22 protein-coding genes, 1 pseudogene and 1 other annotated feature are annotated in these 21,929 nt (G+C 48.1%); of the genes and pseudogenes, 4 read left to right on the top strand and 19 right to left on the bottom strand.

The genetic code is table 11. From position 1 onward, the window contains the following. Positions 1-223: 223 nt before the first annotated feature. Positions 224-2,248, top strand: coding sequence for an LTA synthase family protein (locus MKX74_RS07855; protein WP_445667255.1), 2,025 nt, complete (start codon positions 224-226; stop codon positions 2,246-2,248). Positions 2,249-2,366: 118 nt separating this feature from the next. Here MKX74_RS07855 and MKX74_RS07850 read toward each other — a convergent pair whose 3' ends face one another. From MKX74_RS07850 to MKX74_RS07795, 12 genes are all read right to left on the bottom strand, one after another. Beyond that, on the bottom strand, positions 2,367-2,639 hold the full coding sequence (locus tag MKX74_RS07850) for a hypothetical protein (protein WP_028592128.1): 273 nt from the start codon (positions 2,637-2,639) through the stop codon (positions 2,367-2,369). A 98-nt stretch (positions 2,640-2,737) separates the two neighbouring features. Beyond that, the gene (locus MKX74_RS07845; protein ID WP_025679326.1) at positions 2,738-2,977 is read right to left on the bottom strand and encodes a DUF1450 domain-containing protein; all 240 of its coding nucleotides are present in this window, start codon (positions 2,975-2,977) and stop codon (positions 2,738-2,740) included. Between the two features lie 22 nt (positions 2,978-2,999). Then, a complete protein-coding gene (locus MKX74_RS07840) occupies positions 3,000-3,302 on the bottom strand; it encodes a heme biosynthesis protein HemY (RefSeq protein WP_018885953.1) in 303 nt (100 codons plus the stop codon). A 97-nt stretch (positions 3,303-3,399) separates the two neighbouring features. Further along, the gene (locus MKX74_RS07835; RefSeq protein ID WP_025679328.1) at positions 3,400-3,654 is read right to left on the bottom strand and encodes a hypothetical protein; all 255 of its coding nucleotides are present in this window, start codon (positions 3,652-3,654) and stop codon (positions 3,400-3,402) included. Between the two features lie 229 nt (positions 3,655-3,883). Next, positions 3,884-4,786: a M14 family metallopeptidase gene (locus MKX74_RS07830; RefSeq protein ID WP_341177997.1), complete on the bottom strand. Its 903-nt coding sequence runs from the start codon at positions 4,784-4,786 to the stop codon at positions 3,884-3,886. Positions 4,787-5,110: 324 nt separating this feature from the next. Next, positions 5,111-7,786 carry a cation-translocating P-type ATPase gene (locus MKX74_RS07825; protein WP_341177996.1) on the bottom strand — a complete coding sequence of 892 codons (2,676 nt, stop codon included), beginning with the start codon at positions 7,784-7,786 and terminating at the stop codon, positions 5,111-5,113. 457 nt (positions 7,787-8,243) lie between these two features. Then, on the bottom strand, positions 8,244-9,053 hold the full coding sequence (racE, locus tag MKX74_RS07820; RefSeq protein ID WP_341177995.1) for a glutamate racemase: 810 nt from the start codon (positions 9,051-9,053) through the stop codon (positions 8,244-8,246). A 263-nt stretch (positions 9,054-9,316) separates the two neighbouring features. Further along, positions 9,317-9,712: a YtxH domain-containing protein gene (locus MKX74_RS07815; RefSeq protein ID WP_341177994.1), complete on the bottom strand. Its 396-nt coding sequence runs from the start codon at positions 9,710-9,712 to the stop codon at positions 9,317-9,319. 145 nt (positions 9,713-9,857) lie between these two features. Continuing rightward, positions 9,858-10,505 carry a helix-turn-helix domain-containing protein gene (locus tag MKX74_RS07810; RefSeq protein ID WP_133568206.1) on the bottom strand — a complete coding sequence of 216 codons (648 nt, stop codon included), beginning with the start codon at positions 10,503-10,505 and terminating at the stop codon, positions 9,858-9,860. 17 nt (positions 10,506-10,522) lie between these two features. After that, positions 10,523-10,963, bottom strand: coding sequence for a DUF86 domain-containing protein (locus MKX74_RS07805; protein WP_018885960.1), 441 nt, complete (start codon positions 10,961-10,963; stop codon positions 10,523-10,525). Positions 10,964-10,993: 30 nt separating this feature from the next. Next, positions 10,994-11,281, bottom strand: coding sequence for a Dabb family protein (locus MKX74_RS07800; protein ID WP_018885961.1), 288 nt, complete (start codon positions 11,279-11,281; stop codon positions 10,994-10,996). A 163-nt stretch (positions 11,282-11,444) separates the two neighbouring features. Then, entirely contained in the window at positions 11,445-12,644 is a 1,200-nt protein-coding gene (locus MKX74_RS07795; RefSeq protein WP_341177993.1) for a polysaccharide deacetylase, read from the bottom strand. Positions 12,645-13,004: 360 nt separating this feature from the next. On the opposite strand from MKX74_RS07795, the gene MKX74_RS07790 reads away from it, so the two are divergent. Beyond that, positions 13,005-13,589, top strand: a complete 585-nt coding sequence (locus MKX74_RS07790; RefSeq protein WP_028592121.1) for a helix-turn-helix domain-containing protein — start codon at positions 13,005-13,007, stop codon at positions 13,587-13,589. Positions 13,590-13,769: 180 nt separating this feature from the next. Here the strand turns inward: MKX74_RS07790 and MKX74_RS07785 are convergent, their stop codons facing one another. Further along, a complete protein-coding gene (locus tag MKX74_RS07785) occupies positions 13,770-14,408 on the bottom strand; it encodes an SdpI family protein (protein ID WP_341177992.1) in 639 nt (212 codons plus the stop codon). Further along, positions 14,392-14,676: an autorepressor SdpR family transcription factor gene (locus MKX74_RS07780; protein ID WP_025679336.1), complete on the bottom strand. Its 285-nt coding sequence runs from the start codon at positions 14,674-14,676 to the stop codon at positions 14,392-14,394. The genes MKX74_RS07785 and MKX74_RS07780 overlap by 17 nt, the downstream gene beginning before the upstream one ends. Positions 14,677-14,869: 193 nt before the next feature. After that, positions 14,870-15,155: a binding site (T-box leader), on the top strand. 84 nt (positions 15,156-15,239) lie between these two features. On the opposite strand from MKX74_RS07780, the gene MKX74_RS07775 reads away from it, so the two are divergent. Beyond that, positions 15,240-16,892, top strand: a complete 1,653-nt coding sequence (locus MKX74_RS07775; protein ID WP_341177991.1) for a 2-isopropylmalate synthase — start codon at positions 15,240-15,242, stop codon at positions 16,890-16,892. Positions 16,893-17,163: 271 nt separating this feature from the next. Here MKX74_RS07775 and MKX74_RS07770 read toward each other — a convergent pair whose 3' ends face one another. Continuing rightward, entirely contained in the window at positions 17,164-18,354 is a 1,191-nt protein-coding gene (locus tag MKX74_RS07770; RefSeq protein WP_445667254.1) for a sn-glycerol-1-phosphate dehydrogenase, read from the bottom strand. A gap of 181 nt (positions 18,355-18,535) precedes the next feature. Between MKX74_RS07770 and MKX74_RS07765 the strand changes: the two genes are divergently transcribed. After that, positions 18,536-18,742, top strand: coding sequence for a hypothetical protein (locus tag MKX74_RS07765; RefSeq protein ID WP_133568211.1), 207 nt, complete (start codon positions 18,536-18,538; stop codon positions 18,740-18,742). On the opposite strand, the gene fosB is transcribed toward MKX74_RS07765, so the two are convergent. The 4 genes and pseudogenes from fosB to MKX74_RS07745 all read right to left on the bottom strand — a co-directional run bounded on the left by fosB (position 18,721) and on the right by MKX74_RS07745 (position 21,764). Continuing rightward, entirely contained in the window at positions 18,721-19,161 is a 441-nt protein-coding gene (fosB, locus tag MKX74_RS07760; RefSeq protein ID WP_341177990.1) for a metallothiol transferase FosB, read from the bottom strand. The genes MKX74_RS07765 and fosB overlap by 22 nt on opposite strands. A 114-nt stretch (positions 19,162-19,275) precedes the next feature. Then, entirely contained in the window at positions 19,276-19,698 is a 423-nt protein-coding gene (locus tag MKX74_RS07755; protein ID WP_445667307.1) for a MarR family winged helix-turn-helix transcriptional regulator, read from the bottom strand. Between the two features lie 272 nt (positions 19,699-19,970). Further along, positions 19,971-20,639 (bottom strand): NAD(P)H-dependent oxidoreductase, encoded by a 669-nt coding sequence (locus MKX74_RS07750; protein ID WP_341177989.1) that lies wholly within the window; start codon positions 20,637-20,639, stop codon positions 19,971-19,973. Positions 20,640-20,807: 168 nt separating this feature from the next. After that, a pseudogene (locus MKX74_RS07745) lies at positions 20,808-21,764 on the bottom strand (IS30 family transposase). Positions 21,765-21,929: the final 165 nt, after the last annotated feature.

Genomic DNA, 21,929 nt, shown 5'->3' with positions numbered 1-21,929 from the left:
TTTACATGAAGCTGCATATGGCAGGCGATAGACTGCACTCTGTAAGCTATGCAGAGCTATATAGAGAGTACAGTGCATTGATGTTACTTCGTGCCTTGACCAATCAGATGTGAGTATAGACACGCTCTATGAGCCAAGCGCCAGTACAGCCGATACTTAGAGCTTGCATGATAGAATTTCGTGATGGTATAGAGATATGTAAGGCTATAAAGGGGGAAATCCATTGTTAAGACGCAAGACTCGCGCAGCAAGCAACCTGGGCGAGAATAAATATGCGTGGCTTCGGGCTGGTTCCGGGTTATGGCTATTCATCGGACTCATGCTATATAAGCTGACACTGTTACATCATCAACTCGATGCCCAAAATATTGATATGAATCCGGTCGATTATCTGATCGCAATCGGTTCCCTGCTGCTCGCCTCCTTCTGGACCTTGTGGCTACCAGGTCGTGCGAGACAAGCCGCTTTGCTGTTACTTCATGTAATTATGACAGCAATCATCTATTCGGATATGGTGTATTACCGCTATTTTGGAGACTTCATTACGATTCCGGTACTATTGCAGGCGGGACAGGTCGATTCCTTGGGAGACAGCATTGCTTCGCTGCTGTACTGGAAGGATATTTTCTTCTTTATGGACTGGATTATCTTCCTGCTCTGGATGATGGTGAAGCTCGTTCGCAGACGCAGGGACGCGTACAGCATGTACCTCTCGACTCCGAGGAGCCCTCGTTCCCGTTGGGTATGGGTCCAACGCCTGGTCAGCGGAGTAGTTGCCTTTGCCCTTGGATGGACTCTGACCTTCGTGCCCATTAACATCTACACATCTACCTGGGCCAAAGGCATCTTTGTCGGCAACTGGTGGTCGCTGGCTTTGTACAATGTTACAGGGCTAGTAGGATTCCATGGTTATGATCTTTACCGTTTCGGGAAGGAGCATATCGGGCCGAAGCCGGTGCTGGGGAACGAACGGACCGAGGAGGCCAAAGCCTGGTTCGATCAGCATCAGCAGCTTCTCAATACGGACAATGAACTGCGTGGAAAATTCAAAGGCAGCAACGTGATGGTCATTCAGGGCGAAGCATTTATGAATTTCTTCATCGGTCAACAGGTTGGCGGCGAGGAGATCACACCCAACTTCAACAAGCTGATGGAAGAAAGTATGTATTTCAGTAATTTCTATCACCAGACGGGTCAGGGTCGCACCTCTGATGCTGATTTCAGTGCACATAGCTCTCTGCATCCGTTGCCTACCGGATCAGTGTTTATCCGATATCCAGCGAATACATTCGACATGCTGCCCTCAATTTTGAAAAATGAAGGCTATAGTCCTAATGTGTTTCATGCTTATGACAGCAGCTTCTGGAATCGTTATTCCATGTATAAAGCGATGCATTATGATCGTTTCTACAGTAAAAAGGATTTTGTCATTGACGAGCCGCTCGGTTGGTCACTCGGTGACAAGTCCATGTTCAGACAGTCTCTTGAAGCATTGACGACAGACGTAAAGAGCCCATTCTATGCGTTTATGATTACTTTGTCCAGTCACCACCCTTATACTCTGACTGCGAAAGAGAACGTATTAGATGTCGGTGAACTTCAGGGCACGATGCTTGGAGATTATCTGCAATCCGTGCATTATGTCGATGCTGCCCTAGGCGAGCTCGTTGAGCAAATGAAGCAGGACGGCTTGTGGGATCATACCATTCTGATGTTCTATGGTGATCATGACAACTCCATTACAGAGCAGAAGCTGTATGAACAGTTCACAGGCCGTTCACTGAATGCACTGGATATGCAGCAAATTATGAATCAGGTTCCCCTCCTTGTGCACGTTCCTGGAGGTTCATTGCAGGGAGTAGACTCCCAGCCAGCTGGACAGCTTGATCTGACGCCTTCTATTCTGCATTTGTTAGGCATCTCCCCAGTGCCTTATCATTTCATGGGGAATAATTTGTTCGGAGATGCTGAACGGATGGTCGTGCTCCGCTCTGGCGCCTTCACAGAAGGTAAAGTATATTACATCCCATCGGCTGATCAGGCTTTCGAGAATGGAACCTGTTATGATCTTGCGACGCGGACACCAACTGATGTACAGGCATGTGGACCCGGATTTCAGGAAGCTAAAAAGCGGCTTCAGATATCAGATGAAGTGATTACTTACAACCTGTTGCAGCTATGGGAGAATAAAGAGAACTTAGTCAACCCGAAGTCGACGAAGCCAACAGAAGCCGATACAGCAAACTAATCATTCACATACAGATATGGACGCTTGCCGTCCTAAAATAAAAAAACCGTTGCATCGCAGATGGGATACAATCTCCAAATGCGAAGTAACGGTTTCTTTATAAATAAAATGTCTGAAGCTACTGACGACGGTGCACCTGCTTAACCGCATCCAGACGCTTCTCTTCAATAGCCAGCATGTCTGCAGCCACCTCAACAGCTTCCTCCCCAAGACTTTCCTTCGCCTGCTGGATTGCATGCTCAGCATGGTCCTTGGAGCGCTCGGCCTGCTCGATCAATTGCTCCATCGGGTGCGACATCGCTTGGGATACCGCATTATGCAGCCTGTCAACAGAGTTTTGCGTCTGAGCCTCCACACTGTGGGACTGCAGTCCGGAATCGTACTGTGCCATGAACAGCCTCCTTCATCAGCTTAATGAATGCCATTCATTAATATGAGTCAGTGAAGCCCTTCTTATGCAGAGTCTCATGCCATTTCAGCGCACAAGGCTTAAGAATTGATTGAAGGCTGCTTGATGAACGCGGCAGCTTTGGCCAGCACCTCATCCTCTGTCGGCGCGCTGACATATCGACCATTCACATAGACGAAAGCCCGCTTGCCGCATGGTCCGCAATAGGATTTGCATCCAACCTTAATCTCGGCATCTGGCGCCATTTTTTGCAGCTTGGGCAGGATAGATTTCATCCGGACAAATTGGCACTTATCACATACGCGTATATCGTTAGCCATAATTGTTCCCTTCCATTAGCGATTAATGATCGCCGTGGTTGCCCTTCGAAGCATTCGTAATTACGAAGCCCTCTTCAGGAAAATACAAATAGTCAATCTTGACACCGTCCAGCAGGTCCTGTCCAGTCTCCAGAATCACATCGATCCCTTTATCCGTAGTTACTACAGTATCGTTCTCACCCGGCGTGTCCAAATCCAGACCGTAATGGGCGTGGTCCCCGTGTGCATGAGTAATGATAACTCGCAGCTTCTGACCGCTGTTCTCCGGTTTGTCCAGCTCGCGTTGGAGCACCTTCGCAGCATTGCGTGTAATCTTGCAATTCATGGCTCTCATCTCCTATATAAACAAAATTCATTGGCGTATAGTCAATAGTCCTATTGTAAAGAATATAGTGCCATTACGCAATACACAGCGCTGCTTCCTAGACCAATAAATCAGGATATTTTCGCTCCACACGCTTCACAAACCAGGTCAATAACAGCACACTAATTGCAATATCATCCAGTGGCATGAAAGGAATCGGAATCAGCACATCAGGCAATACCCAGTACAGGGCTATCGGGATAAGAAACAGCAGCTTTTCTCTCCATGGAACTCTCGAAGAGCGGAGAAGCTTGGGCAGACGATGCATGAGATGACTCCAGCGACGAAGAGGCGGTACTTTTTTTACCTTCATACATTCACCCATTTTCTATGAAATTAAGTCAAAAAAGGCAGCATAACGACATGTTCATGCGTGAAAGCAACGCATGCAGTATTATACGAATAGCCGCCTCTGTGGTTGCATCGTATCATTTCATCGTCGTACCAATTCTAATTTTGCCGCGGCGATTGGCTCATTTATGTCATTACATCAGTTGCAACTCGCCGCTCCTGCTGATCGAGAGTCTGCCCCGCCTGCATTCTCAAGAGCAAATGAGCAAATTCATGGCTTCACTTAGTATGTGGTGAGTATCTTGCTTTAATCCTGTCAGATCCTCTAGCGGAAGTGGGTTGACCCCTTTGCCAAGCTCGATCGTGAAGCCAGGCCGCCCATAAGCCGCGATGAACCAATCCTTGTAGCCAGCGTCGCTCCCGCTTAGCTTGATCGGCGGATAACCGATGGCTTCCCCCAGACTCCTTGCCCAAGATTCGCTATATGACGGCTCCATATCCCTGTAATTCCAATAAATTTCCTTGCCTTGTGTATGCAGTGCAATTGTCATATCAGGATTTAGACCTGCAGTCCAATCCACCAGAGCACGAGCTTCTGGCTCAGATAACGGTGCAGGCCCACCATAATCGCGCGGCCCTGGCCCCTCTACATCGCGCCTCATAGCCTCCTCCTCCCAATGAGCTGGAAATTGATCGTTCAGATCCACACCCCGAATATTGGCTTTCCAGCCGCTAAAGTCCGTCAGACCATTGTTCAGCATTACCACTTCGCTATAAAATGGCTGATTAGGGGCCAATCTCTCCAGTACCAGCTCCACTCCATCCGGATTTACCATAGGAACCGCACAAATACACGTCTTCGTCAGCCATTCTTCCACAGATTGCCCTTCGAAGGTCCTTCCTTCATGAAGCGCCTGCGCATAGCGATACATAAAGTCCATCAGGCAAGGAGCCGTAATCCACTCATTCGCATGCATCGCTGCCTGTACGAGTAACTTGCGTGGTCCCTGCCCAATCTGAAGGTAAGGAATCGGCTGGTCCAGCACGCTCGTTCCAATGCTGCCCGTGTCGATTCCAAGCTTGGCATAGAGCGTCTCCCAGCGCTGGATATCCTGTGTCATTTCCTGAAGACCATACCCGGTTAAAGACACCATATCGCCTCCCCATTACTGCCTGCGCAATAGCATTTTTACGCAAGCTCAAAGATAGATTAGTTAGTTACCCGAATAGACCAGCATCGCGTTCCAGGGATATTATAAGTGTACTAAAAGCTGTGTCAGTTATTCCCTTTTGTACACAGTCGATTGCACACACCGGAGGATTACAAGCCGAACAAAAAAAAGCTACCGTAGTAGCTGATCGCTGCCCCGGTAGCTTTTCGATGGTTAGAAAAGACTGAATTTGACTTCAGTATATCTCAAAGTGTGTTTAGCATGTGCACAAGATTTCATTTCAAGCATTGGCTCATCGCGCTGCATTTAAGTCGATTTGGTCATAAGAGTATCTGAGTCTTGTCGAGTAACCATTCTACGGACTATTTTAGCCAATTCCATCAAGATTACCGCGCCGAGTGCTAGACCAGCGGCAGTCAACCATTCTGTCATGCCGAATGTAGCTGGAATCGAGAATATATCTCTAACTCCTGGTAGAACTGTAACACCGTAAAAGACGAAGCAGACGAGTACCGCTCCAATGACATATTTGTTGCTGAATAATCCGACTTCAAACACTGTCAAGCTGTTAGAACGAGCAGCAAAAGTCTGAAGTGTTCGGGACAAGATCAATGTAGTGAAAGCCATGGCTACACCCAGATCTGAGGAATGCTGAAGCCCGATATATAGCGATACGATGACGGCTATCCCGATTAGCAGGCCACGGATAACGATCGACTGCATCATACCCCCAGCAAATATGCCTTCTTTGAGGTCTCTAGGTTGTCTCTTCATCACATCCGGTTCAGGCTTCTCCATGCCTAGTGCAATGGCAGGTAACGAATCATTAGCCAGGTTGATGAACAGGAGCTGAATGGCTGTAAAAGGATTCACCCAACCGAGCACCAGAGCAAAGAGAATGGCAATAATGGCTCCAAGGTTGCCTGAGAACAAGTAAGCAATAGCTTTCTTGATATTGTCAAATACGGTTCTACCTACCGATACCGCATTGACGATGGATACAAAATTATCATCGGTCAAAATCATCGCAGCTGCGTCCTTCGCCACAGCCGTTCCACTTCCCATAGCAACCCCGATATCCGCCTGCTTGAGGGCAGGCGCATCATTTACACCATCACCAGTCATAGCCGTTATCTTACCCTTCCGTTGCCATGCACGGACAATCCGGATTTTATTCTCTGGAGAGACTCGCGCGTATACACCGATCTGCTCCAGCTGCTGGTCAAGCTCCTGGTCTGACATCGCATCAAGTTCCTGGCCTGTTATGGCAATTTCATGCTCGGTCATCAGTCCGATATTGCGACCGATCGCCTGTGCAGTGGTCTTGTGGTCACCAGTGATCATGATCGTCCGTATGCCAGCCTTTTTAGATTCCTCTATTGCACCATACACAGCATCACGTGGAGGATCAATCATGGCCGACAAGCCTACCAACACCAAATTTTGTTCATCCTCCAGATCAATCCCCGTTACAGAATTCGGCACAGTTTTGTATGCATACGCTAATACACGCAGAGCTCTAGCTGAGAATTCCTCATTCGCCTGGATAAAACGCTCTTGCAGCTCCGAAGTTAAGGGGACTTCCTGATCCCCTAACAGCACGTGTGTACAGCGATCAAAGAGCACATCTGGACCGCCCTTGGTAAGCATTGCTTTTTGTCCGTCAAACGTGTGCAGGGTAGACATCATCTTGCGATCCGAATCAAATGGAAGCTCCGCCTCACGAGGGAAATTATCTCGTATTTCCTTATAGTCTCTATTCTTACTATTGCTAAAGGCAATCAGGGCTACTTCCGTCGGATCACCCAATTCTTTACCGTCCTCATTGATACTGGAGTCGTTGCAAAGTACAGCAATGTGCAGAAGCCGTCTTGCCTCAACAGGCCAGTCTTTGGAATGCTGCTTGAATGGGTCATCATCTACTTGCGGCAAGAAATAGTCAACAACCGTCATTTTATTCTGAGTGAGCGTACCTGTCTTGTCTGTACAAATAATACTGGCAGAGCCCAGCGATTCAACTGCTGGAAGCTTGCGGATAATCGCATTCTGCTTCGCCATTTTATTCGTACCTACAGACAGGACGATGGTGACGATGGAGGACAACGCTTCTGGAATCGCGGCAACAGCTACAGCTACAGCAAACATAACAGCACTCAGGATTGCTTCGGTAGTATCTACCGTATCCGCTGATAGCCAAATACGTCCAGCCTGGATACCAAAAATTAAAATGGATAGCGCCAGCACCGCTATTCCTAATTGCTTGCTGAACGCATCCAGCTTACGCTGTAGCGGTGTCTGCTTAGCTTCCGCATTTTCAAGAAGTTCGGCAATTTTACCGATTTCAGTAGTTAACCCTGTTCCGGTAACGACAATAGTTCCGCGTCCATAAACGACCAAGGAACCGCTAAAAGCCATATTGCGCCGGTCTCCGAGAGGGGCTTCAGAGCCAAGGGGGTCCGTGTGTTTATCAACAGCTTCCGATTCCCCAGTAAGCATGCCCTCGTTGACCTTTAGGCTTTCCGACTCCAGCACACGGCCATCGGCGGGTACGAAATCACCAGCCTCTAATATGACAATATCCCCGCGAACCAGCTCTCTTGCTGGCACAGTTTGTAATACGCCGTCACGCAGCACCTTGGCTTCCGGAGCAGACATCTGTTGCAAGGCAGCGAGTGAGCTTTCCGCCTTACGAGTCTGAATGACGCTAATTACAGCATTCAGGATCAGTACGAGGAAAATAATGAGCGATTCCATAACATGTCCTAACACAATTTGGACAATGGCCGCTATAAGCAGTACAACCACCATGGGGTCCTTGAAGTTCTCGAGGAAAAGTCTCCAGATCGGAACCTTGTTCTTCCCCTCTAATTCATTGTAGCCATCCCTTTCCAGACGCTTTTCGGCTTCTGTAGAACTAAGCCCCTTGGCTGTGCTCTGCAGTTCCTGTACACTTTCAGTTCCGCTAATACGGTAATGCTCCACGGATGATTACTCCTCTCTAGGGCTGACTTTTGAGCAGGTCATCATGAGTTCTTTGGAAGCTGCAATGCTCATGTATGTATCTTTTTAGATTTCCACCAATTTGGCAGAGTCTTCGACCTTTATTAACAAGCTACGGTACGAAACCGTAGAAAGTTTCAATTTCACTGACAACCGACGTACAATCAATAACGATTGACCATAGACAGATACTTATAAAATAAAAAGAGCTGGTACATTCTTAGCTTTCTCATTTTCTTGTAAACCAATTACGAATCTGCTTAACACTCTTCTCGAAATAAAATTCATTTTCCCGGCACTTACTGGTAAAAGAAAAAGCATTACCATAAGAGTCCCATAAAGGAACTCCCTATGATAATGCCCCATTGAATCGTTTCATTCTAGTGTAAGTCTGATTGTAACACTAATCGAACACCTTTATGCTCAGAAGGTCACCTGCCTAATCCAGGTGAGTCACCTGCCACACGACAGGTGTCTTACGCAAGTGATCACCAAGCCACTGCTTGGCTATACTCTGAAATAATTGTGGGTCGCCTGAGCAAAAAAACTGATGGACTGGCAGCTCTCCACTAGTTGCCAGCTTTCCTTTGTCATAGAGGATTGTACTGGTCTCCCGAGCAGTCTCGTCCGCAGAGCTAATAAGCTTCACGCGCGGCCCCATGACCTCCTGAATGGTCTCGGTGAGGAAAGGATAATGTGTACATCCCAGAATGAGACAATCAATGGGATGCTGCTTCATTCCTTGTAACGATTCTTCTACTACAGCCGTCGTATGCTGTGAACGGAATTCACCTTGCTCTACCAGTGGCACCAGATGTGGACATGCATGACTAACTACATCCACGTAGGGTGACAGCTGCTTCAGCGCCGCGGTGTAAGCCCCGCTGCCGACCGTCCCTACTGTACCAATGACACCGACATGCCCTGTCTTCGTTGCACTAATGGCGGCTCTGGCTCCGGGATGAATGACTCCAATTACAGGGATATCCACTCGTTCACTGATTTCATCCAGAGCAGCAGCAGTTGCTGTATTACAGGCGATAATAATGACTTTGGGATTGAACTGGGTCAGGAAATCGACAATTTGGCCTGTGAATTTCCGCACCTCTGCAGACGGACGAGGGCCATAGGGCGTGCGCGCGGTGTCTCCAAAATAAATGATTTTCTCCCGCGGTAGCTGACGCATCACTTCCTTCACGACGGTCAGACCTCCCACACCGGAGTCCAATATTGCGATTGCTTGCTGCACTTACACACCGCTTCCTTCTTCTCAAATATCGACCAGACTGACAAAAGGTCGTTGCTACATACCTTATGTATTGGAGCAGTAAAAGGTACCCACAAATATTACCCGAAATGTATCTGTCCAGCAATACTTGTCCTGGCTCCGCTACTTCATAGGCCACGGTCTATAGACCTTACCCGGATTAATAGTCTCAACAGACAAAGACCGCCCGCCTTACCCCGGCGCGTATCTCTTCGCGGGATAGGACAGTCGGTCCAGTAGTCTTCTTAGATTGTCGTGTCCTTCTGTTCTTCAAACGTATCCTGCTCTTCCTCAATGGATTGCAAGCGCTCCTCGTTCGCACGCTGCTGCAGCTCCTCAAACACTTCCACGAGCGAGGACAATACAACCTTTTCTTCCTCCGTCGGCTGACCGCTGCGCCATTCCTGAACTTCCTGGACGGCAAATGCAGCCGTGTCCTTCACAATATCCAGAATCTCTGAGCCGGAAGCACCGATCTTCTCTGCCCACACCTGTCCGGCCTCAGTGACCGTACGGGATGTCTCAGACAAGTCCTGGCGCAGCTCTTTGCCGGATTTCGGGGCAAGCAGCAGAGCGGCAGCTGATCCTGCAGCAGCTCCGACCAGAATTCCCCACAATATTCCTTGTTGCTTTCCGTTCATTCCAACCACTCCTTCGCGGGTGGGAGCAGACTAATTATGGCTACTGCGTAGCGTCTAGTCCGACTCCCTGTATGTTCCGGGCGAATGCCCAACTGGTGTACTGTATTATAAGCGGAGGAGGCTTGTCATGACACAGAGGCCAAGCTTATTTTCTGCTATCCTCGGTCCGCGGACGAATTCGATACAAGCAACAACGCCCACCATCCGCCAGACAATCGGTACGGACTACTTCTGCATCAAGTAGCTCCTCGAACATATCCTTCTCACATTCACAGGCTCTCCGATATTGCTTGGCCACCTGTGAGATTGGACAATTATATTCGTAGAAGGAGTAGCTCCCATCTTCCTCCTGCTCCCAGCTGGTCATATAGCCGGCAGCATGCTGAATATCCGCTAGCTCGCGGACACGCGAGCGAAGCGATTCCCCGCTGAGCTGTGGGGCATAGCGCTTAAGCAGCTTCCTTTTGCGCCCTTCAAACAACGCATGCACTGCAGATGAGCCCTGCTCATCTGCAAGCTCCTCCAGAAGCTCCAACATCAGATGATCATAATTACGAGGGAACTGCTCGTCTCCCAGCGGTGTGAGTCCGAACATATATAGCGGTCGGCCCATGGCCTGCCGCACAACACTCACCTCAATCAATCCGTCCTGCTCCAAGGACTTGAGATGACGGCGCACCCCCATCTCCGTGATGCCCAGCTCGGAGGCCAGTGGGCTAACGCCCATTGGACCTCTTGTTTTGAGAAGTGTCATAATCATCCGGCGAGTAGGCATTTCGGGTATATGATTCATTGGCTCGACCTCCAACGTTAGCGGTCTGTCGGCATCGGGCCTAGTTCGCGTTCCAGATATTGCCGTACGCTTGCTGCGAACTTGTCCAGGTTGTCTACCAACAGAGGCGTCAACGGATGCAGCTCTGCGCGCTTCCAATGATAGTATTCCTGTACAAGCGGCTTACGAAGCGAAACGAGCTCATGCAGGGAAGGAAAGATCTCAGAATCAATGACCTGCTCCTCATGTATGATTCCAATAATATCTTCATAGCTGCTAGCATCGCGCATGATGAAGCCATCAATAATGAAGCTTCCCACATCTGTAACGGATTCAATGGCCAGATGCAGACAACGTTCCTGCACTAGTCCCAGTGTCAGGCTCCCATCCCAATCACGAATAGCCGTCTTCAAGCCCTCGATGATCTCGGGAATCGCACTCAGGCGAAGCTCTATTTGTTCCCTATTTACGTAGTACAACGACAAGTACCTCCATCCCGATGTCCTCAGTTAGATTTCGTAATCAACCGCCAGCGAAATATCCTTCACTTCATTAATATGCTTGACCACTTCCTGATGGACCGGATGATCGTTATAGATTTTGAGATCCTCCAGCGATGCTACAACGGCGGTTAGCGCGATATCGAATGAACGCTCGGAGCGAATCACATCTGTTCCGACCTCCAGGGACAGAACCTCTTTGATCTTGCCGTTCATGCCCCGCAGTACGGATGCCGTATGCTCAATACTTTCCGGTGAACGGTCTTTCAGCTTGAAGAATACGATATGTTTAATCATGGACAGGCTCCTAACGATAATAGAATAGTATGCTTGTCCCAAAATTTTAACATACCCGTTACGATTGGGGAAGCCGATTCACGTATACGCCAGGTGATATGACTCAAGAATGATTTTTCTTTGACCTAATTGCGAATGATGATCCCACTACGAATTGTGTTCTCTATCTGTGATCATTCCAGAAATTGAGAGGAGTCATCTCCTCTGTAAGTGTCTCGAACTGATACCCCCGCTTCTGAAGCTCAGCAAGCAGCTGCGGTAAGATCGTTATCGTAGGCTCCTGGTCATGCATCAGAACTACTGGCGCACGCCCTGTTCGACTGATCTTCTCCACATCCTTGAGCACCGATGCTACAATATGCTCTGGATTCTTCTTGTACTTCCAGTCCAGTGAATCCACGTTCCAATCCCACATCCGGAATTCCCCCTGGTGCATGGCATTACGATAGGAATCCTTCATATATGGTTTGCTACCATAAGGTGTCCGAATCAGACGTGTCTGAACACCTGTTGTCTTGAGCAGGATTGCATTCGCATCCTTCATCTCCTTGAGCGCTGTGGCTGGCGAAGCATAGAACTTCTTCTCCACGTGTGTCATACCATGCAGGCCCAATCCATGCCCATTGTCCATCATCTTGCGAACAACATCGGGATGCTGCTGAATCTGTGGCCCCAGCATGAAGAAAGTCGCCTTGGCATCATATTTGCTTAATATGGACAGGAGCTCATAGGCATGCTTAGTTGGACCATCATCAAAGGTCAGGTACAGAACCTTCCCCTTCGTCGGTGTGGTGCCTTTACTTCCTTTATTAGAATTACTCTGCTGTACCAGCTTCTGACGCTCCTGAATCGCCGCAGCGTGAGCCGCAACGAATTGCTGGTCAGTCATAGTCGCTGTTCCATTTACGAGTCGATACACACCAGGAGCAGGGTTCGTAATGGTATAGCCCAAGCCCGAAGCCACATCTCGAATTGGAATCAACGTTCTATTATTCCGGATGATCGTCTCTCCCGTCTTCAAGGGCATAGTCATATGATACGCCCCCAAAGATATGGTTAAATCGTCATTCTGGACTACCGTACTGGCCCCCATGGCCTTCGCCAATGGCACAGCTGCTACATACATACGCCCTTGTAATGTAACCGCCTCGGCTTCCTTATCCTGCAATAATTCATCATTTATGCCCACTAACAGTGCCGACGCTGAGGCTGTAGCAGCATAGCTACTGCTGGACCATAGCAGACTCATCATACACAGTAGGAGAATCAGCCCTGCGCGCCATATTCCATTCAGCCCTTGGGTTCTAATACTTGTTGCTCTGTGGCCTTTATTCGTAAGGTACAAGTCATGGGGTATTGCCATTTGAATTTGTGACTGAAGCTCTGTCTGCATCTCGATCCACCATCCACTCTCTCTTTATCTCAAACGAAACTATCAATTCGTTCGAATCATATCTTATAGGATAGTTTAAGAGATTGTGTAAATATTGGGATACAAAAATAAAACATTCCCGCAATCTGAGGTTACAATTCAGCAATTCTTTGGCCCAGCAAGCCACTCAAAACCGTTGTCCGGCTTGCATTTTCAATCATTCATATTAGTCGTTAGGACCTCTTTTCATCACACGGATTATGTCTATAGCATTACATGAAAATAAGTTGGAGGACACTTGCACTCCCCTCGGTGTTATTGTAGTATTTGATTAAAAAAATCGGAGGGTATATGCCTAAACAACAAGAACGACACTCTATACAGGCGTGGTCTCTGATCAACCGCAAATATTTGGGAAAAGGCGTACGCGTCAAGCGCTTTCGCAAACCGACCCGCTGTCAGATCCGTAACAGGATCCTTCTTGCCGTATTAATGGCGAATGATATCAAGCTGTCGCAGCTGGCTGAGGAGCTATCCATCTCCTCTCGCAGTGTAAGCGCATGGGTATATGAAGGCCGTATTCCTGGAAATACCAATCTGGAGAAAGCCTGCCGTTTGCTCGGCTATCCCCGCCATATCCTCTTTAATGAATCGGTAGTGCGGAGCTCACCAATGATTTGTCAGCCCGCGCCTTCACGTTTTATGAAAAGAACGGTAACAAGATCACCTGTAAAAAACCGCATTCTTGCTGGCCTGTGTATGGTTCATGATCTATCAGTAACGGACGTTAGCCACTGGATTGGAGTGCATCCTGGCACATTCCGCAAATGGCTCCATCAGGGGACCGTTCCTTCACAGACCTTTCAGGATCAAGCAGAGCAGTTTTTTCGGATTCCAAAATCCATTCTGTTCGCAGATGCCATGCTGACCCAATAATTGCGGCATCAAGGGACGATGCATTTTTGCGCGAATCCACTACTACCAAGATGATGACACACATTCCAACAAGCACTGCAAACCGAATTGACGGTATGCAGTGCTTTCTTAATAGTAGGAATGAAGTACAGCTTTCTGCTAAAAAAGAGTAGGGGTGCTCAGCTCTGCGTGATTCAAGGTCTAAACTCCCTTTTTGTACAATGAAAAAGAGTATACGGCTGGAGCAACCACAATCAGCACTATGATTGCAACGATCGCAACCTCCACAAATACGTTCAAAAACGACGTCAAGATCATAAGAATCCCACCTAATATCCAGAGGTAGCCCGCTGCACGATGTGTTCTATTCCAATTCTCCTGGCTTGCCAGTGTCCATGGAAGCTTAATTCCCACCGTATAGCTCTGCTTGCTCTTCGGTAAATAGTTACCGATTACAATCAGTAACATGCCAACAAAGGATGGGGCAATCGTCTGGATCGGCAAGTCTGCACCCAGAGCCTTGAAGAGCGTGATCGGCATGAGGATGAGCGACAAGACAGGAATGATCCATAAGCCGAGTTTTCTTAAGACAGGGGCCACATTCATCTTTTTAGGATCATTGTTAATCACAATATGGACAATAATGTTAAGAGCAGCCAAGCAGAGTGGGAACACGAAAGCCACAACCGCCTTTGACATATAATTATCTGGCTTACCTGCTACATCCCAATGCACAGCTATCTGCGGAGGTAATTGTTGGTAGAGCGTCAGCGATAAAATAATCGGCAATACACATACCACTGTTGTAATAAGCTGCATCGAGCTACCTTTGATCCTCATCTTGTTTCCCCCCCTTAAATTGTGAAAACCACAGCATGACTTCTTCAAAGACCGACACATTAATCTCATAGTAGATATAATTTTTATATTTCGTTTCAAAAACAAGACCGGCCTTCTTCAACTGTGACAGATGGTACGAAATGGTCGCACCCGTCATCTCGAAATGCTGCCCAATCTCCCCAGCTGACATTTTGCCATGCTTGAGCATGACCAGGATATCCCGTCTCACTGGATCAGATAGGGCTTTGAATGTCTCTGGGAAACCCAAATGCATCGCCTCTTTTTTCTATTTAGAATTTCATCTAAATACATTATCACTTATGGTGAGAGTTATAGCAATACCTATTTCGAATAAAATCTAAATAGAAACAATACCCATAAAGTAATTTACCGTCGGATAATTAATTGGACTGGATTTTGTCAGACAGCCCTGCTATGATAGACCATATCCATATACGACTCTAAACGCTTGGATAAGGAGTAGTACTCGTAGGACTGATTCTCAGAAAGCCGCCGGATGATGCGAGGCGGTAGAGGAAATACGGGGAACTCGCCTTGGAGCGGCTATGCGAAATTCGGGTAGAACCCTTAATTAGGCTATACCGAAAAGTAGTTGTTGACGGGTGCCCACCGTTATCAAGGGACAGACATCACGCTCAATGATATGAGCACGTGTCTGATGAGGGTATGAACGTTTGTTCATAAACAGGAGTGGTACCGCGGAAGCTCAAGTCTTTCGTCTCCGGCTGCATGTGCAGTCGGGGCGAAAGGCTTTTTTGTTGTTACTTTATACCCAAGAATAACTAAGAATAACCGAGGAGGATAATTACGATGATGGATCACACCAAGTATGCAAAAGGCTATTTTATGCCACCCGTGCGTTCAATGAATTGGACGCAGAAGGATCATATCGAGAAGTCCCCGATCTGGTGCAGCGTCGATCTGCGCGACGGCAACCAAGCATTGATCGAGCCCATGAATCTGGAGGAGAAGGTGGAAATGTTCCAGATGCTCGTCGACATCGGCTTCAAGGAGATCGAGATTGCTTTCCCGGCAGCCTCTGATACGGAATTCCGCTTTTTGCGCACTTTGATTGAAGGTGGCCTCATTCCCGAGGATGTAACTGTGCAGGTACTGACACAAGCCCGGGAGCATATTATCCGCCGGACGTTCGAAGCGCTGCATGGCGTTCCAAACGCTATTGTTCATCTGTATAACTCGGTCTCCTTAGCTCAGCGTGAGCAGGTGTTCCGCAAATCCCAGGAGGAGATTAAGGCTATCGCCGTAGAAGGCGCGAAGCTGGTCAAGGAGCTGGCCGCAAGCACACCAGGACGTTTCACCTTCCAATACAGCCCAGAGAGCTTCCCGGGTAGTGAGGTCGAATTTTCCCTGGACATCTGTAACGCTGTACTGGATGTATGGCAGCCTACTGCAGATCATAAGGCGATTATCAACATTCCAACTACCGTCGAGACAGCTATGCCTCATATATTCGCTAGTCAGGTAGAGTATATACACAATCATCTGTCCTACCGTGAGCATGTCATTCTGTCCGTCCATCCTCACAACGACCGTGGAGGCGGCGTGTGCGATGCCGAATTCTCTGTTCTCGCTGGAGCAGAGCGGGTTGAAGGAACCTTGTTCGGCAATGGAGAACGCACAGGCAACGTGGATCTGATCACCTTGGCACTGAACCTCTATTCACACGGTGTCGATTCGGGGCTCGACTTCTCGGACATCGTTGGCATCAGTGAGACCTATGAACGCTTGACGAAAATGCGCGTGTATGAGCGTCAGCCATATTCCGGATCGCTCGTGTTCACGGCCTTCTCAGGCTCCCATCAGGATGCTATTGCCAAGGGCATGAAGTGGCGTGAAGAGCATGACTGTCCGACCTGGACGGTTCCTTATCTACCTATTGATCCAGCAGACCTTGGCCGCAAGTACGAGACGGATGTCATTCGTGTCAACAGCCAGTCTGGTAAAGGCGGTGTCAACCACCTGCTGGAACGCAGCTTTGGATTGAGACTCCCTGATAAAATGAAGGAAGAAATGGGGTATCTGGCTAAAGGCGTCTCGGACAAGGAACAAAAGGAGCTGCTCCCGGATGAAATACTGCGTATTTTCGAAGCAGAGTACATTCGAGACAATGGCCCACTGCAGCTGGAATCGTATCATTTTGAGCAAAAGAACAAGCTCACTACCACCTTCATGAAGGTCATACACGAAGGTAATGAAGTAACCATCGAGGGTAAAGGAAATGGACCGCTCGATGCTGTCAGTAATGCTCTGAAAAGCCGCTTCGAGCTGAACTACGAACTGAGTGTGTATGAGGAGCACTCGCTGGGTAGCGACTCCGCTGCCCATGCTATTGCCTATGTTGGGCTCAAGGCTCAGGGCAAGCTGATCTGGGGTGTAGGCAAGGACGAGGATATTATCAAGGCCTCGGTGCTCGCCCTGGTGTCTGCTGTCAATCGCTTGTAGCCATAGCAGCTGTTACTCCATCTGTAAGAGCTATGAAGCACAGCTGTAAGGCTCCATAGCGATGTCGCCCATCTGTCTTGTAAGCAACAAACGATTATGTAGTAAGTAAGCCAAGATGGCAGCTACCATCGTATCTCCTTCTTGGTGCAACAACGGCGTTATTCTTCATCCGAGCGTAATGGCTTGGGTGAGTAATAACGCCGTTTTTTTACATGTATTATTGAATAAATTCACGAGAAACTCACAAGAACACTTCTGTTATTCGCGCTAGCTAGCTGCGGCTAAGCTCTTGGAGCTTACTGGAATCAATCAGATTATGATCGTTCAGATATTTCAAACCAGTATACCGATCGCGGAGCGTATGGGCTGTGTGCACAGCTCGCTCCAGCATGTCCTCTGTTACATCCAGTTCATCGAAGCGCCCTGGCCCCCCCACTTGCTGCAGCCAGTCCCGCATTTGCTGCGAATCAGGAAGGGTCGTGTAGACCTGAAATGCACTCTCCGGCTCCTGAACGGCCAGCTCCTTATACAAGTCCGTAAGCAGCGCTGCAGCTACACCTACCTTGGCTCCATGCAGCACCTGCGGCCGCTCCTGTGCCAGCAGCTCCATTTCAATTCGATGTGAAATATGATGCTCCCCACCAGATGCAGGTCGAGAATGGTCTATGATTAACATAGAGATTCCCGAGGCGATCAGTGCTCGAATCAGCACGTCGATTCCATGCAGGCTTCCTGCAGCAATCTCATCTACATGCTCTATACAAGCCAGCAGCGCCTCTTCTGTCATCTGCGCAGCAAGGGGGCAGTATGGCTCCTGAGCCATGTCCCGTGACACCTTCCAATCCGCAAGTGACGTGTATTTGCCGAGCATATCGCCAAAGCCTGCAGCCGTCATCGTCTGTGGTGCCGATGCCAGCAAGGAGACATCTGCGAAGATAGCTTCTGGTGCCACAGTCTGAATCGTCCGCTTCACCCCGTCCAACAGTAGTGGGGCGCCAGCCGAAGTGAACCCATCCACCGAGGCTGCTGTCGGGATCGATATGAACGGAAGCTTACGCATAGAGCAGGCAAATCGCGTCAGATCATGGATAGTGCCTGATCCCACAGCCAGAACAGCCTCTGTCGTAGAGGAAATACCAAGTAGCACCTTCACCATATAGCGCTCATCAGCAACAACATCCCCTGCACTATTGAGAGGTAGACATACCTCTTCGGCCTGAATTCCGGCCTGCTGCAGCAGCTCCAGTACCCGATTTCCCGCTGCAGCAGCCGTATGCGGATCGTCAATCACCGTTACATGCTGATACCCTTTGTCCTGTAAATAAGATGCGATGTCCTCAAGCGCATGGTCACTAATCACGGTGTACATGTCTACATGATGATGGTTGCTGCCACATGGGCAAGCCTCTGCTTCGGCATTCCAAGCGGCAATCCGTTCATTCATATTCGTTTGAGCTGTCATTCGCAAGTGCCTCCTGTTAGGAATTTTGCTAATCCAAGGTTTACAATGCGCACGATCTTGTCAATCCTTATTCTATTAGACTCTTTAATTGTACGCACAACTTGGGGCAACGTCTACCTTATGGTAATAGCAATCCACCAGACCTACTATTTTGTGAATGCAGGAAAGGAGTGAAACTACTATGAAAGCTTCTATTGATGTAATAAGCGCGCTTGGACTACTAGGTGGGACTACATTTGGCAGTGGAGTGGCATTTATTATGCAATGGCAGGCCTATGCTGCGATGACATCCGTAGCTGTCTGCGGATTACTCGGGGTCGTGGTACCCCTGCTTGTTCTGGGTGTACGAGCAGCAAGGCACAGACATCAGTCCCGCGCAGATTCTTGAGGGTAGAAGCTCATATGCTGCTTCTCTCTCGTATAATAATCCAGCCGATCCTGTAGCGTGCCTGTATGAAATTCAAAGCGGTGACCGTCCGGGTCTACGAAATATATCGACTTACGGTCCTGCTTGTCTCGAGGACGGCCAGGCAGTATATGAACATTCATTTGGATTAATTTTGCATGTACCTCGTCGAAGTCCTCCTCCAGGATTGTAAAGGCAATATGCGTATAAGCCTCATTCACCGGGACTCGTGTGATGTGGGCTTCTTCATTTAAAGCAAGCCACATCCCGCACAGATCGAAATAAGCTGTCGTCCTCCCCTGCACGAGTAATGTGGCACCAAATACATTTCGGTAGAACTCAATGGAGCGCTCCAGACTGGATACTGAGAACAAAAAATGATTCAAACCTTGAATGCGCATATGAAATAGTCCCTTCGGTAGCGTATTAATAAATAGACGCACAACAAAAAAAGACCAAATTCGAAAAAAAGCGGATGCAGTAAGAGTAGCTCCTCCTTTTCCAAATCAGATCCTTTATAAATGCTGCTTATCTGAACGGCTTTCGCTCGTCTTGATTGTTCCAACATTTGCATGTAGCTTTGTTAATACCTTCCTAAAAGCATTACGCTCTTCTTCACTGATATCAGTGAGTAATTCCTGTACAAAACGCGCTTTCTCAATTTGGGCGTTCTCGATCAATTCCCTGCCATAATCCGTAAGACGGACCAGGACAAAGCGATTATCCTCATCCTTTTTTCGTCTGAAGATGATCCCCTGCTCCTCAAGCTGTTTGATGTGTCTAGTAACCGCCGATTTATCAATCGTAACTTTCTTTTGCAAGTCTCCTTGACTGATTTCAATCTCTTGATAGATCAAGGATAAGATTTCAAATCGAGATTGGCTAACGCTGATACATGCATCAAACGTAGTATTGATTACTTTGTTAACACCGTACATCTGGTATAACAGTTCAGCTTCCTGCGACCAATCTGTTTTCAAGAATCATCCCCTCTTTCTCTTATGGTACATCGTTTATATCGTTTTACAATGTATTAGACACTATACAGCCTTAGCTTTCATTTTACAAGCAAGCATGAGCATTTAGCGGCAGTAGAGCAGCTTTGAGCAATGCACCCGCGGCATTTCATCCGCTAGAGCCATGAAAAAAAGAGCTGCTGGCAAGAAGCAACTCTCTGTACCATGAATTAAATACTACACATCTGCACGATTTATCTCCATACTACGATATCATTCAGGCTTTGTCTTGTTTTTGGACGTTTTGGCTCCTCTAACCGATACCCAAAGGCCACCAGGCAGGCTACTCCAAATTCATTATCATCAATAATTCCTTCTTCTACAAATAATTCACACACTTTCTCTCGATCAATACCTTCAATGGGGCAGGAATCAATACCGATCTGAGCTGCAGCCGTCATCATATTTCCCATGGCGATGTAACTCTGCTTGCAGGCCCATTCATACATGAGCTGCCCGTCACCGCCGAGCTCGACTTCTGTGAATTTGTTGTACATACGTGAAACGAATTGTGCAATGTCATCTGGCATACGTTGGATGTCCTTCATCATTCTCGTAACGTGCGGAGAATCGGATCTGAGCCCGCTTTCTTTTCTAGCTAATACAAACAGAAGGTGGCTGGCCGTAGGCAATTGTCCCTGGGCACCAGGGGTCACAGGCTTTAATTTTTCGCGTAGCGTGGCATCCTGCACCACAACGAACTTCCAGGGTTCAAGTCCGAATGAACTTGGTGATAATCTTCCTGTCTCAAGAATGAACTCAAAATCGTCATCAGAAATCGTCTTATTGATATCAAAGGATTTACATGCGTGCCTAAATTGATAAGCTTTCAAAATTTCTTGTTTTCGTGCTGTATCTGCCATTTGCAATCATCCTCCATGAAATAAAACAAAATTAGTTGATGTATAAACTAATTATTCAGATATAGTTTATACATCAACAGTTTATATATAAACAATATATAGCATCAACTCCTTTTCTGCAAGTAACTTCTTAAGACATTTCAATTAATAAATACAAACGACGGATTGTCAAGCTAAGTGCGACAGTTCCTCTGAAAAGGATTCGTGAGCGGTTCTCCACCCCAAGCATTTTCGTGGTCTGTGATTGATTAAGCGGAGGACGGTCTCCAGAGCTTCATCCATGATTTGTGCGAAATCCGTCCCCTTGGGGAAAAACTCTCGGCAGAGACCATTGGCGTTCTCATTCAAGCCGCGTTGCCAGGAGGAGTACGGATCTGCAAAATACACCTGTACATTATGAGTGGCTTCCAGGCTGGCGTAACAGGCAGACTCCTTGCCCCGGTCTGCGGTAGCGGTTCGAAATACCTCGGCAGGATACTGCGAGGCCGCTACGCCAAAGGCAATCTCCATAGACAAAGCGGTACGGTCAGGCATCCGAATAGCGGTGTACAGGCGTGTCTTGCGTTCGATGAACGTAGCCACGCAGCCCTTGCTTTTCCCACGGCCCGAGACGACCGTATCGAGCTCCCAATGACCGAAGGTCTCCCGAGAACGAACCTCTTTCGGACGCTGAGAGATGGCCTTGCCCACGGCAAACTTGCCCCGTGTCTCTGCAGGTTTCTGTCGTTCGCCTTTGTGACGTAAAACGGTAAGCACGCCTTTCACCAAACCGCCTGTATACAGCCAGCGATAGATCGTTTTAAAGCAAGGGAGGGCTTCTCCTTCCTTACGAAGCCGCTGTACGATTTGTTCAGGGGATCAGGTGGCACAAAGCTTTTCTTCGATAACCCTCGCTAGTTCAGGTGTCCATTTGCCGAGTGGAACAGACACCTGACGACGCTTGGCATAGTTGTCCTGGGAGCGTTCCGCCTAATAGGGAACTGCTGCTGGATTTCGGTGTAATTCGCGGCTGATGGTTGCGTGATGCCGGCCTAATTCTTTAGCAATGGCTCTGGCACTTTTCCCCTGCTGGTGGAGGATTTCTAGCTTGCTGCGCTCGATTATGCTAAGATGTGTGTAGCTCATGGTGGATTCTCCTTGTGTGAATGCGTGGTGTAGGAACCTTCATTCTACACGAATCCGGCCATGGGCCCCTTTTTTTTTATTTCCAGCGGGTGTCGCACTTCATATTACAATCCGTCAAACGAAAAAAAGCCGCCTTAAGCGAACTCTTGCTTAAGACGACTACCT

The organism is Paenibacillus sp. FSL K6-1230 (assembly GCF_038002385.1).
Taxonomy (GTDB): domain Bacteria; phylum Bacillota; class Bacilli; order Paenibacillales; family Paenibacillaceae; genus Paenibacillus; species Paenibacillus massiliensis.
This window is presented reverse-complemented; position numbering and strand designations above follow the sequence as displayed.